This window comes from Streptomyces galbus, from assembly GCF_005280195.1.
GTDB classification, from domain to species: domain Bacteria; phylum Actinomycetota; class Actinomycetes; order Streptomycetales; family Streptomycetaceae; genus Streptomyces; species Streptomyces galbus.
Genome location: NZ_SZPR01000001.1, coordinates 23,999 through 36,719, shown reverse-complemented (window position 1 = coordinate 36,719; position 12,721 = coordinate 23,999). Strand labels below are relative to the sequence as shown.

General features: G+C 73.6%; 11 protein-coding genes. 4 read left to right on the top strand and 7 right to left on the bottom strand.

Annotation, left to right across the window (positions count from 1 at the left end; translation table 11 throughout):
- Window positions 1–17: 17 nt before the first annotated feature.
- From mmsA to iolC, 5 genes are all read right to left on the bottom strand, one after another.
- Window positions 18–1,520 carry a CoA-acylating methylmalonate-semialdehyde dehydrogenase gene (gene mmsA / locus E4U92_RS00170; protein ID WP_137298156.1) on the bottom strand — a complete coding sequence of 501 codons (1,503 nt, stop codon included), beginning with the start codon at window positions 1,518–1,520 and terminating at the stop codon, window positions 18–20.
- Between the two features lie 14 nt (window positions 1,521–1,534).
- Entirely contained in the window at window positions 1,535–3,412 is a 1,878-nt protein-coding gene (gene iolD, locus E4U92_RS00165; protein WP_137298155.1) for a 3D-(3,5/4)-trihydroxycyclohexane-1,2-dione acylhydrolase (decyclizing), read from the bottom strand.
- Entirely contained in the window at window positions 3,409–4,221 is an 813-nt protein-coding gene (gene iolB, locus E4U92_RS00160; protein ID WP_137298154.1) for a 5-deoxy-glucuronate isomerase, read from the bottom strand. The genes iolD and iolB overlap by 4 nt, the downstream gene beginning before the upstream one ends.
- Before the next feature lie 7 nt (window positions 4,222–4,228).
- Entirely contained in the window at window positions 4,229–5,113 is an 885-nt protein-coding gene (locus E4U92_RS00155) for a Cgl0159 family (beta/alpha)8-fold protein (protein ID WP_137298238.1), read from the bottom strand.
- A gap of 134 nt (window positions 5,114–5,247) precedes the next feature.
- On the bottom strand, window positions 5,248–6,198 hold the full coding sequence (gene iolC, locus E4U92_RS00145) for a 5-dehydro-2-deoxygluconokinase (protein WP_137298153.1): 951 nt from the start codon (window positions 6,196–6,198) through the stop codon (window positions 5,248–5,250).
- 174 nt (window positions 6,199–6,372) lie between these two features.
- Between iolC and E4U92_RS00140 the strand changes: the two genes are divergently transcribed.
- Both E4U92_RS00140 and E4U92_RS00135 read left to right on the top strand, forming a co-directional pair.
- Window positions 6,373–7,290: a sugar phosphate isomerase/epimerase family protein gene (locus tag E4U92_RS00140; RefSeq protein ID WP_137298152.1), complete on the top strand. Its 918-nt coding sequence runs from the start codon at window positions 6,373–6,375 to the stop codon at window positions 7,288–7,290.
- A gap of 335 nt (window positions 7,291–7,625) precedes the next feature.
- Entirely contained in the window at window positions 7,626–7,826 is a 201-nt protein-coding gene (locus tag E4U92_RS00135) for a helix-turn-helix transcriptional regulator (RefSeq protein WP_137298151.1), read from the top strand.
- Between the two features lie 77 nt (window positions 7,827–7,903).
- Here the strand turns inward: E4U92_RS00135 and E4U92_RS00130 are convergent, their stop codons facing one another.
- Entirely contained in the window at window positions 7,904–8,947 is a 1,044-nt protein-coding gene (locus E4U92_RS00130; protein WP_137298150.1) for a zinc-dependent alcohol dehydrogenase family protein, read from the bottom strand.
- Window positions 8,948–9,131: 184 nt separating this feature from the next.
- Complete coding sequence (locus E4U92_RS00125; RefSeq protein WP_137298149.1) at window positions 9,132–11,450, bottom strand: MMPL family transporter; 2,319 nt, start codon at window positions 11,448–11,450, stop codon at window positions 9,132–9,134.
- 130 nt (window positions 11,451–11,580) lie between these two features.
- Here E4U92_RS00125 and E4U92_RS00120 point away from each other — a divergent pair, with 130 nt between their 5' ends.
- Window positions 11,581–12,285, top strand: a complete 705-nt coding sequence (locus E4U92_RS00120; protein ID WP_137298148.1) for a TetR/AcrR family transcriptional regulator — start codon at window positions 11,581–11,583, stop codon at window positions 12,283–12,285.
- A gap of 167 nt (window positions 12,286–12,452) precedes the next feature.
- Window positions 12,453–12,692: a heavy-metal-associated domain-containing protein gene (locus E4U92_RS00115; protein ID WP_137298147.1), complete on the top strand. Its 240-nt coding sequence runs from the start codon at window positions 12,453–12,455 to the stop codon at window positions 12,690–12,692.
- The last annotated feature ends 29 nt before the right edge of the window (window positions 12,693–12,721 follow it).

Below are 12,721 nucleotides of genomic sequence, written 5' to 3'. Positions count from 1 at the left end.
GCACCGCCGCCGTGGGGTCAGTGGTTGCGCGGGAAGCCCAGGTCCACGCCCGCCGGGGCCTCGGACGGGTCCGGCCAGCGGGTGGTGACGACCTTGCCGCGGGTGTAGAAGTGCGTGCCGTCGTTGCCGTAGATGTGGTGGTCGCCGAAGAGCGAGTCCTTCCAGCCGCCGAAGCTGTGGTAGCCGACGGGCACCGGGATCGGCACGTTCACGCCGACCATGCCGGCCTCGACCTCGAGCTGGAAGCGGCGGGCCGCGCCGCCGTCCCGGGTGAAGATCGCGGTGCCGTTGCCGAAGGGCGACGCGTTGATCAGCGCGAGACCCTCCTCGTAGGTGTCGACGCGCAGCACGCACAGCACCGGGCCGAAGATCTCGTCCTGGTACGCCTTGGCGCTGGTGGGCACCTTGTCCAGCAGCGAGATGCCGATCCAGTGGCCGTCCTCGAAGCCCTCGACGGTGTGGCCGGTGCCGTCCAGGACGACCTCGGCGCCGTCGGCCGCCGCGCCCTCGACGTAGGAGGCCACCTTGTCGCGGTGGGCCTTGGTGATGAGCGGGCCCATCTCGGAGGCCGGGTCGTTGCCGGGGCCGATGACGATCTTCTCGGCGCGCTCGCGGATCCGGCGCACCAGCTCGTCGCCGACCGCGCCGACGGCGACCACGGCGGAGATGGCCATGCAGCGCTCGCCGGCCGAGCCGTAGGCCGCCGAGACGGCCGCGTCGGCCGCCGCGTCCAGGTCGGCGTCCGGCAGCACCAGCATGTGGTTCTTGGCGCCGCCGAGGGCCTGTACGCGCTTGCCGTTGGCGGAGGCGGTGGTGTGGATGTAGCGGGCGATCGGGGTGGAGCCGACGAACGACACCGCCTTGACGTCCGGGTGCTCCAGGAGCCGGTCGACGGCCACCTTGTCGCCGTGCACCACGTTGAACACGCCGTCCGGCAGCCCGGCCTCGGCGAGCAGCTCGGCGAGGCGCACCGACGCCGACGGGTCCTTCTCGGACGGCTTCAGCACGAAGGTGTTGCCGCACGCGATCGCGATCGGGAACATCCACATCGGCACCATGGCCGGGAAGTTGAACGGCGTGATCCCCGCGACGACGCCGAGCGGCTGGCGGATCCCGGCCACGTCCACGCGGGTGGCGACCTGGGTGGACAGCTCGCCCTTCAGCTGCACGCTGATGCCGCAGGCCAGGTCGACGATCTCCAGGCCGCGGGCCACCTCGCCGAGCGCGTCCGAGTGCACCTTGCCGTGCTCGGCGGTGATCAGCTCGGCGATCTCGTCGCGGTGGGCGTCCAGCAGCGCCCGGAACCGGAACAGGATCTCGGTGCGCCGGGCCAGCGAGGACTGGCCCCAGGTCGCGAAGGCGTCCTTCGCGGCCGCGACGGCGGCGTCCACCTCGTCGACGCTCGCGAAGGCGACCTTGGTGGTGACCGCGCCGGTCGCCGGGTCGGTGACCGGCCCGAACGTGCCCGACGCGCCGTCGACGGACTTGCCGCCGATCCAGTGGTTGACGATCTTCGTCATGCCCAGTTGCTCCTTCACAGATGGCGGCGTCGGGTCGAGACGTGCCGTTCGTACAGCTCACGGGCCTTGACCGCCGACGGTCGGGTCGCGGTCGCGGCCACAGGAACATCCCACCAGGCCTGCGCCGGAGGCGCGCCCGACACAGTGTCTGCCGTTTCGGTCTCCACGTAGACACAAGTGGGAGTGTCGGCGGCGCGCGCCTCGGCCAGCGCCGCGCGCAGGTCGCGGACGGTACGCGCGCGCAGCACCCGCATGCCGAGGCTGGCGGCGTTGGCGGCGAGGTCGACGGGCAGCGGCTCCCCGGTGAAGGTGCCGTCGGCCGCCCGGTAGCGGTAGGCGGTGCCGTAGCGCTCGCCGCCGGTCTCCTCCGACAGCCCGCCGATGGAGGCGTAGCCGTGGTTCTGCAGGAGCAGCACCTTGATCGCGACGCCCTCCTGCACGGCCGTGACGATCTCCGTCGGCATCATCAGGTACGTGCCGTCGCCGACCAGCGCCCACACGTTCCGCTCGGGGGCGGCCAGCTTCACGCCGATCGCGGCCGGGATCTCGTAGCCCATGCAGGAGTAGCCGTACTCCAGGTGGTACTGGTCCCGCGAGCGCGCCCGCCACAGCTTGTGCAGGTCGCCGGGGAGCGAGCCGGCCGCGTTGATCACGACGTCCGACTCGTCCACGAGCGCGTCCAACGCGCCGAGCACCTGCGGCTGCGTGGGGCGTACGTCCGGCTCCTCGGCCGCGTAGCAGGCGTCGACGCGCTGCTCCCACCGCGCCTTGTCCTCGGTGTACTCGGCGGCGTAGGAGTCGGCGACCCGGTGGCCGTGCACCAGGAGCGCCTCGGTCAGCGCCTCCAGGCCGCTGCGGGCGTCCGCGACCAGCGGGGTCCCGGAGAGCTTGTGGCCGTCGACCGGGGCGATGTTGAGGTTGAGGAAGCGCACGTCCGGGTGGGCGAAGAGGGTGCCGGAGGCGGTGGTGAAGTCGGTCCAGCGGGTGCCGACGCCGATCACCAGGTCGGCGGTGCGGGCGAGTTCGTCGGCGGTCGCGGTGCCGGTGTGCCCGATGCCGCCGACGTCCTGCGGGTGGTCGTACCGCAGCGAGCCCTTGCCGGCCTGGGTGGAGGCGACCGGGATGCCGGTGGCGCCCGCGAAGGCGGCGAGCGCCTCCTCGGCGCGGCTGTGGTGGACCCCGCCGCCCGCGACGACCAGCGGCCGCCGCGCGGCACGCAGGGCCCGCACCGCCTCGGCCAGCTCGGCCGGGTCGGCGCCCGGGCGGCGCACCGTCCAGGTCCGCTCGGCGAAGAAGTCGTCCGGCCAGTCGTACGCCTCGGCCTGCACGTCCTGCGGCAGGGCGAGGGTGACCGCGCCCGTCTCCACCGGGTCGGTCAGCACCCGCACGGCCTGCAGGGCCGCCGGGATCAGGGCCTCGGGCCGCACGACCCGGTCGAAGTAGCGCGACACCGGGCGCAGGGCGTCGTTGACCGACACGTCCCCCGCGTACGGCACCTCGAGCTGCTGGAGCACGGGGTCGGCCGGGCGGGTCGCGAAGATGTCGCCGGGCAGCAGGAGGACGGGCAGGTGGTTGATGGTGGCGAGGGCCGCACCGGTGACCAGGTTGGTCGCGCCCGGGCCGATCGACGTCGTCACCGCGTGGGTGGACAGCCGGTTCGACTGGCGGGCGTAGCCGACGGCCGCGTGCACCATCGACTGCTCGTTGCGGCCCTGGTGGTACGGCATCACGTCGGCGTACTCCACCAGCGCCTGGCCGAGGCCGGCGACGTTGCCGTGGCCGAAGATGCCCCAGGTGGCGCCGATCAGCCGGCGGCGTTCGCCGTCGCGTTCGGTGTACTGCGCGGCGAGGAAGCGGACCAGCGCTTGCGCGACGGTCAGACGGGTGGTCATCGGTACCCCTCCGTGTGGTCCGGGTGGAAGCAGATCCGCCACTCGCGGGTGGCGCCGGGACCCGCCATGACGTTCAGGTAGTACATGTCGTGGCCGGGCTGCGCGATCGACGGGCCGTGCCAGCCGTCGGGGACGAGGACCGCGTCGCCGGAGCGGACCTCGGCCAGGACGTCGGCGCCGCCCTCGCGGGAGGGGAACACGCGCTGGTAGCCGAAGCCGCCCGGGCCGTCGATCTCGAAGTAGTAGATCTCCTCCAGCCGCGACTCCTCGCCGGGCCGGTCCTCGTCGTGCTTGTGCGGCGGGTACGACGACCAGTTGCCGCCGGGCGTGACCACCTCGACCGCGATCAGCTTGTCGCAGTCGAAGGCGTCCGCGGAGGCGAAGTTGCGGACGTGCCGCTCGCAGGTGCCGCTGCCCCGCCGCTCGACGGGAACCTCCGGCGCGGGGCCGTAGCGGGCGGGGAGTCGTCGCTCGCACTTCGCTCCTGCCAGGGCGAAGCGGCCTCCCGCGCCGGAGGCGATCTGGGCCTGGGCGTCCCGGGGCACGTACGCGAAGTCCGAGACTCCGGCGAACACGCTGTCCCGGCCCAGGAGTTGGAACTCGTGGCCGTCTGTGCGCACCGTACAGCCGCCCCGCAGCGGAAGCACGATCCACTCGCTGTCCCCGCTGGTGAAGGTGTGGGTACCCCCCGGCTCCAGCTCCACGACCCGCAGCGCGCTGTGCGACCAGCCGGCCCGCTCCGGGCCGACGTCGAGCGCGTAGTGCCCGTCGGCGGCACTGCCGCGCGGAAGATACAGCCCTGTGCTCATACGGCCCTCACAGCAGTCCTACGGCGGTGTCCACGGCGGCGGCCACGTCCCCGTCGGCCGGGTACAGCAGCGAACGGCCCACGACCAGGCCGCGCACGGTCGGCAGGTGCAGCGCGCCGCGCCACTTCTCGTAGGCGGCGGCCTGGTTCCCGGCGGCGTCCCCTATGTCGCCGCCCAGGAGGACGGCGGGCAGCGTCGAGGCCGCCATCACCTCGGCCATGTCGTCCGGGTCCTCGGTGACCGGCACCTTCAGCCAGGTGTACGCCGAACTGCCGCCCAGGCCCGAGGCGATGGCGATGGACCGGGTGACGGCCTCGGCCGACAGGTCGTTGCGCAGCCTGCCGTCCGGGCCGCGCCGGCTGATGAACGGCTCGACGAACAGCGGCAGTCGGCGCGCGGCCATCTCGTCGACGGCCCGGGCGGTGGACTCCAGGGTGTTCAGCGAGCCCGGGTCGTCGTAGTCGATGCGCAGCAGCAGCTTGCCCGCGTCGAAGCCGAGGCGCGCGAGGTCCTCGGGGCGGTGGCCGGTGAAGCGGTCGTCCAGTTCGAACGAGGCCCCTTGCAGGCCGCCCCGGTTCATCGAGCCCATCACGACCTTGCCGTCCAGCGCGCCGAGCAGCAGCAGGTCGTCCAGGATATCGGCGGTCGCGAGGACGCCGTCCACACCGGGGCGGGACAGCGCCAGGCACAGCCGTCCCAGCAGGTCGGCCCGGTTGGCCATGGCGAACTTCCGGCCGCCGACACCGAGGGCGCCGCGGGCCGGGTGGTCGGCGGCCAGGATCATCAGCCGCCCGGACGGGCCGAGCAGCGGACGCCGGGTGCGGCGGGCGGCGGCCTCCGCGATCGCCTCGGGGTGCCGGGTGCGCAGCCGGACCAGCTCGGCGACGTCCACCGGGGGGATGCCGGGCGCGGTGGAGGGGGCGGTGGGCGGGCTGGGGGTGGAGGGAGAGGCGGGGCTGGAGGCGGGGGCGGCGGCGGAGGCCGTGGACGCGTGGCCCGGGGTGGCGCCCTCCACGCGGCCGGCCCTCACAGCACCGCTCCCGCCGCGACCGCGGCCTCGATCTCGCCGGCGGTGGGCATCGCCGAGGAGCACTCCAGGCGGGAGGCCACGATGGCCCCCGCCGCGTTGGCGTGGCGCATGGTCTTCTCCAGGTCCCAGCCCGCGAGCAGGCCGTGGCAGAGGGAGCCGCCGAACGCGTCGCCCGCGCCGAGGCCGTTGAGCACGGTCACCGGCAGCGGCGGCACCTCGGCGGACTCACCCGTACGGCTGACGGCCAGGACACCCTTGGGTCCCTGCTTGACCACGGCGAGCTCGACGCCGGCGTCCAGCAGGGCGCGGGCGGCGGCGTGCGGTTCGCGCACCCCGGTGGCCACCTCGACCTCGTCGAGGTTGCCGACGGCGACGGTGGTGTGGCGCAGTGCCTCGGCGTAGAAGGGGCAGGCCGACTCCGGGTCCCGCCAGAACATGGGCCGCCAGTCGAGGTCGAAGACCGTCGTGCCGGACCGGGCGCGGTGGGCGAGCGCGGCCAGCGTCGCCGTACGGCTCGGTTCCTCGCTCAGGCCGGTGCCGGTCACCCAGAAGACGCGGGTGTCGCGGACGGCGTCCAGGTCGAGGTCGTGGGCGTCGATCTCCAGGTCGGGGGCCTTGGGCTGCCGGTAGAAGTACAGCGGGAAGTCGTCCGGCGGGAAGACCTCGCAGAACGTCACCGGGGTGGGCAGCCCGGGCACCGCGGTGACCCAGCGGTCGTCGACGCCGAAGCCGCGCAGGGCCTCGTGCAGGTACGTGCCGAAGGGGTCGTCGCCGGTGCGGGTGATGACGGCCACCTCGCGTCCGAGGCGCGCCGCGGCCACCGCGACGTTGGTCGCCGAGCCGCCCAGGAACTTCCCGAAGGACGTGACCTGCGGGAGCGGGACACCCGTCTGCAGCGGATAGAGGTCCACCCCGATCCGCCCCATGGTGATCAGGTCGTACGCCATCGAGTTCCCTTCACGTCAGGACGCTCCCGGTCCGTGGCCGGGTGGTTTTCGGGGGTGTACCCCGTACCGGCTCTCACGGCTTTCTAGCCCCGCCCACCGAGCCCTGTCAATGTTTTGTCCAGACATTCGGACCAGCCCTTGACACCCCTGGGGGAAGACCGCACGCTGACGGCCATGACGCCGTTGTCACCGCAGCCCTCGCTGTCCCGCATCCGGATCGGTTCGGCCCCCGACAGCTGGGGCGTCTGGTTCCCGGACGACCCCGCGCAGGTGCCCTGGCAGCGCTTCCTCGACGAGGTGGCGCAGTCCGGCTACGAGTGGATCGAGCTGGGCCCGTACGGGTACCTGCCGACCGACCCCGCCGTCCTGACCGAGGAGACCGCCCGGCGTGGCCTGAAGGTGTCGGCCGGCACGGTCTTCACCGGGCTGCACCACGGCGAGGCGGTCTGGGAGAAGACCTGGGCGCACGTCGCGGACATCGCGGCGCTGACCCGGGCGATGGGCGCGTCCCACCTCGTGGTCATCCCGTCCTTCTGGCGCGACGACAAGACGGGCGAGGTGCTGGAGCCGTCCACGCTGACGCCCGGGCAGTGGCGCGACCTCACCTCGCTGACCGAGCGGCTGGGGCGGGAGGTGCGCGAGCGGTACGGGCTGCGGATCGTGGTCCACCCGCACGCGGACACCCACGTCGACACCGAGGAGAACGTCGTCCGCCTCCTCGACGGCACCGACCCCGACCTCGTGTCGCTGTGCCTGGACACCGGGCACTACGCGTACTGCGGCGGCGACAGCGTCAAGCTCATCGAGACCTACGGCGAGCGCATCGGCTACCTGCACCTCAAGCAGGTCGACCCGGAGGTCCTGGCCGACGTGCGGGCCAAGGGGACGCCGTTCGGGCCGGCCGTCGCCCAGGGCGTGATGTGCGAACCGCCGTCGGGGGTGCCGGAGCTGGGGCCGGTGCTGGAGGCCGCGCAGCGGCTGGACGTGGACCTGTTCGCGATCGTGGAGCAGGACATGTACCCGTGCGAGCCGGACCGCCCGCTGCCGATCGCGGTACGGACGCGGGCGTTCCTGCGGTCCTGCGGGGCGTAGGTCTCCGGCGGTCGGGCGGGGCGGGTCAGGGGGTGCCGGGTGCTGTGCGGTGCCGGGTGCGGGTGTGTGTGGGACGGTCGCGCAGTTCCCCGCGCCCCTTGCCGGTCCTGCGGACCGGAGTGACGCTCGCGTCACAAACACCCCGCTTCTGTCACAAGTGTCGCGCGAACGCGGGTCTTGTGTCACCGCGTGTCAACAGGTGCTTGCGAGCGGTCACCGAGGGTCGTTCACCGGGCACGAACGTCGTGATCACCGCCGGGTGATCCACGGCGCTGCGCCGGGCTCCCCCCGGCGGCCGCCCGGCCGCCGCCCGCGCACGCAGGGAGGTGCGACTCATGAGCGACCGAAGGCTCTGGTCCTACAAGGAGATCGCGGCACACATCCGGGTCCAGCCGGACACCGTGCGGTCCTACCGCAAACACGGCCTGCTGCCCCCACCCGACCACGTGGAGGGCGGCAAACCCTACTGGTACGCCGACACCGTCCGGGCGTGGGTCGCCTCCCGCCCGAGCAACCGGGGGCGCAGGGAGGGCTGACCCCGCCGGCCGCCACGGGACGGCCCTGCCCCGGGTCCCGCGCGACCTGGCGGCTCAGGGCCGTCCCGGTGCGTCCGTCAGCTCCAGGGCTCGATGACGGTCACTCCCGCTCCGGGCGCCGTCCCCATCGCGGCCAGCGCGGCGGGTACGGCGTCCAGGGTGATCGTCGACGTCACCAGCAGGTCGGGGCGCAGTGCCCCCGCGCGGACCGCCTCCAGCATCGCCGGGTAGGTGTGCGCGGCCATGCCGTGGCTGCCCAGGATCTCCAGTTCCAGGGCGATCGCGCGGGCCATCGGGACGGGAGTCGTGCCGTCGGCCGAGGGGAGCAGGCCCACCTGGACGTGCCGGCCCCGGCGACGCAGGCCGGCCACCGACGCGGCGCAGGTCGCGGGCGAGCCGAGCGCGTCCAGGGAGAGGTGGGCCCCGCCGCCGGTCACCTCACGGACGGCGGCCGCGGTGTCCGGTGCCGCCGCCCCGTCCACGCAGTGCGCCGCGCCGAAGGCACGCGCCAGCTCCAGCGCCTTCGGCGAGACGTCCACCGCGACCACCCGCGCCCCGGAGGCCGCCGCGATCATCACCGCGCTCAGCCCCACCCCGCCGCAGCCGTGCACCGCGACCCACTCCCCCGCCGCGACCCGGCCCTGCTGCACCACGGCCCGGAACGCGGTGGCGAACCGGCACCCCAGCGAGGCCGCCGTCGCGTACGACAGGTCGTCCGGGACGGCGACCAGGTTCACGTCGGCGTGGTCCAGGGCCACGTACTGGGCGAAGGAGCCCCAGTGGGTGAAGCCGGGCTGGGTCTGGCGCTCGCACACCTGGTGGTCGCCGGCCGCGCAGGACGGGCAACTGCCGCAGCCGCACACGAACGGCACCGTCACCCGGTCCCCGGGCCGCCAGCCGGTGACCCGGGCGCCCGCCTCCTCGACCACGCCCGCGAGTTCGTGCCCCGGGACGTGCGGGAGGGTGATGTCCGGGTCGTGGCCCATCCAGCCGTGCCAGTCGCTGCGGCACAGCCCGGTCGCCTCGACCCGCACGACCACGCCGTGTTCGGCGGGCCGGGGGTCGGGCACCTCCCGCACCTCGGCCGGCTCCCCGTACCGCTCGAACACCACAGCCCGCATCCCCGGCTCCTCTCGGCCACGCACGTCGTCCCGTGTCCGCAGATCATCGCTGACCGGGGCGCGGCGGCGGAGGCAAGGGGCCCCAGGCGGGTGGAGGGCCGGGGGCCCGGTGGCCCGGGGGGCCGGTGGCCCGGGGGCCCGGTGGCCCGGGGGGCCGGTGGCCCGGGGGGCCGGGGGGCCGGGGTCAGCCTCCGGTGTTCACCGGGTCCCGTTCCTCGGTGGTCCCGGCCGCCGTTCCGTCGGTGTCCGCGCTCCCGGTCGTCTGCCCGGCCGGCCCGGCGGAGCCGCTCGTCCGGGTCTCCCCCGGTTCCGCCTCGCTGAGGCCGAAGCGGGTGTGGAAGCGGCGCAGGGGGGCCGGGGCCCACCACGTGGCGCGGCCGGTGAGGCGCATGATCGCCGGGACCAGGAGGCTGCGGACCACCATCGCGTCCATGAGGACCGCGAGGGCGATGCCCAGGCCGAGCATCTTGGTGTTGGTGACCCGGGAGGTGCCGATGGCGACCATCACCACCGCCAGGATGACCGCCGCCGCCGTGATCAGGCCGCCCGTGCGCTGCAGGCCCAGGCGCACCGCACCGGCGTGGTCCCCGGTGCGGTCGTACTCCTCCTTGATGCGGGAGAGCAGGAACACGCCGTAGTCCATGGAGAGGCCGAAGGCCACGCAGAACATCAGCACCGGCAGGGTGGTCTCGATGGAGCCGGGGCTGGTGAAGCCCAGGGCGCCGGACAGGTGGCCGTCCTGGAAGACCCAGACCACCGCGCCGAACATCGCCGTGAGGCTGAGCGCGTTGAGCAGCACCGCCTGCAGGGGTATCAGCACGCTCCCGGTGAGCAGGAAGACCAGCAGCAGGGTGACGATCGTGATGAACGCGGCCGCCCAGGGCAGGCGTTCGGCTATCGCGTGCTTGGAGTCGACCAGGACGGCCGCGGTGCCGGTCACCTTGGTGGTGAAGGGCGCCTCGGTGGCGCGCAGGTCGCCGACCAGCCGCTGGGCGGCGTCACCGACCGCCTCGCCCCGGGGCTGGACCGTGAAGTAGGCGGTGTCGCCCTCGACCAGGGGGCCCTCGACCCGGGTCACCTCGGGCAGGCGCTCCACGCGTGCCTTGTAGGCCGCGTACTGCGCGGAGGTCGCCCTGCCCTCGGCGAGGACCTCGAGGCCGCCGCCGGGGCTGCCGGGGAAGCCGTCCCTGATGTGCTGCTGCACGACGTGCGACTCGGCGGAGGCCGGTAGTTGGCGGTCGTCGGCGGTGCCGAACTTCACGCCCAGGAAGGGCAGTCCGAGGACGATGAGCACGGTGGTGGTGGCGACGGCGAAGAGCGGGGCGCGGCGCATGACCAGGGTGGCGGCCCGCGCCCAGGCCGTGCCCTCCTCGCCGGGGGCCTTCGCGGGACGGCCGCGGCGCAGCACCCGGCGCAGGTCCAGGGAGTCGACACGGTGGCCGAGCAGGACCAGCGCCGCGGGGAGCAGCACCAGGGCGGCCGCGGCGGCCAGCAGGACCACGGCGATGCCGGCGTAGGCGAAGGAGCGCAGGAAGTACTGCGGGAAGACCAGCATCGCGGCCAGCGAGACGGCGACGGTGAGGGCCGAGAAGAGCACCGTGCGTCCGGCGGTGCGCAGGGTGGTGGCGACGGCCCGCAGGGGGTCGCCGTGGCCGGCCAGTTCCTCACGGAAGCGCCGGACGATGAACAGGGCGTAGTCGATCGCGAGGCCGAGTCCCAGGGCGGTGGTGAGGTTCATCGCGAAGATCGAGACGTCGGTGAACTCCGCGAGGCCACTGAGGACGGCGTTGGTGCCGAGGATGGCGACGATGCCGATGCCGAGGGGCAGCAGGGCGGCGATCGCACTGCCGAAGACCATGACCAGCAGGATCAAGGTGATCGGCAGGGCGATCATCTCGGCGCGGGTGAGGTCCTCCTGGATGATCGTCTGCATCTCGTGCCGCACGGCGACCATGCCGCCGACCTTCACCGTCACGGGGCCGTGGTCGCCGCGGTAGGCGGGGGCGATGCGGTCGAGGGTCTCGCCCATGGTCTTCTCGTCGCCGGTGATGCGGGCGGCGATCAGCGCCTCGTGGCCGTCCTCGGCGCGCAGCCCGGCGGCGGACGCGCGGTCGGCGCGCCAGTACGAGCCGACGCCGACGACGCCCGGTTCGGCGGCCAGCCGGGCCGTGAGCCGGTCGGCCTCGGCGGCGACCTGCGGGTCGTCCACGGAGGCGGTGCCGGCGTCGACGAGGAGCAGCAGGTTCGGCTGGGAGGCCGGGAAGGCGCGCTCCAGGGCCTTGGTGGCGTAGGTGGACTGGGCGTCCGGGTCCTCCCAGCCGCCGCTGCCGAGGCGGTCGGCGACCCCGCTGCCCGCGAGCACGGCGAGCACCGTCAGCACCAGCGCGACCAGCAGCGACAGCCTCGGGCGGGCGGTCAGGAGGGCAGTCCACCCGCGCGAGCGACGTCGAGCGTGGGGGAGCGTCCAGCCCCGGGCCTGCGGGGGCTTCTTGACTTCGGTCATCGGGCGATGTCCCCTTCACCATGGCACCATGAAGCAACAAACACGAGAGATCGCTCGCGTTTCATCCGGAACCAGAATGCGAGCGACCACTCGCGTTTGTCAATGACATTCGGAGAGCTGGGGATCACTCGTGCCCGACAACCAGGAGCTCGCACCCGACACACCCGGGTCCGACCGCCAGGAGCAGGCCCAGGAGAAGGAGCAGCCGCGCCGCCGCCAGGCCCGCGGCGAGCGCCGTATCGCCCAGTTGCTCGAAGCCGCCGCGCACGTCTTCTGCACCACCGGCTACACGGCCGCCAGCACCAACGCCATCGCCCGAGAGGCCGGCGTCTCGCCGGGCACGCTCTACCAGTTCTTCCCGAACAAGGAAGCGATCGCGATCGAGCTGGGCGACCGCCTGATGCACCGGATGCGCGAGACGTACGGCGAGGCGCTCGCGCCGGTGGACCCGGCGACCCCGCTGGAGGAGGCGGTCGGCGCGGCGGTCGACCGGTTCATCGCCTTCAACTGCGACCACCCGGTGTTCTTCGCGCTGATGCACGGCCCCGACATCCCCGGCCGGATCAGCGAGGAGCACGACGCCCTGCACGCCACGCTGCTGGCCCGGGTCACGGACCTGCTCTCCTCCCTGCTGCCGGACACCGCCGACCCCGCCGACCTGGCCCGCACCGCCCAGATGTGCCTCGGCATGTACAAGGCGGGCCTGGAGCTGGTCCTGGGCCATGCGGGCGCCGAGCGCGAGGCGTACGTGCAGGAGCTGAAGAACGCCCTGGTCCGCTACCTCGAACCGCTCGTCGGCGCCCGCCTCGGCACCCCCGCGCGGGCCGGCGCCTGACCGAGGGCGGCTCCCCCGGGCACCCGCACACCGACGCATGGAGACAAGGACGCGCCCACCCGGCCCGTCCGTCTTTGAGAAATACCCCCTGGGGGTATAACCTCGGGAAGCGGAAGGGCCCCCCACGGGTCCCCCGCACCACCCACGCCTCGACGAGGAGCAACGACATGACCGCCCACACCGACACCCCGGGTTCCGTCACCACCGTCTACCAGGTGAGCGGCATGAGCTGCGGCCACTGCGAGGGCGCCGTCTCCGGCGAGATCTCCCAGCTCCCCGGCGTCAGCTCGGTCAAGGCCGTGGCCTCGACCGGTGAGGTCACGGTCGTGTCCGCCGCCCCGCTCGACGAGGAGGCCGTGCGCGCCGCCGTCGACGAGGCCGGCTTCGAGCTGGCCGGCCGCGCCTGACCCCACACCGGGTCGGGTCCGACCCGACC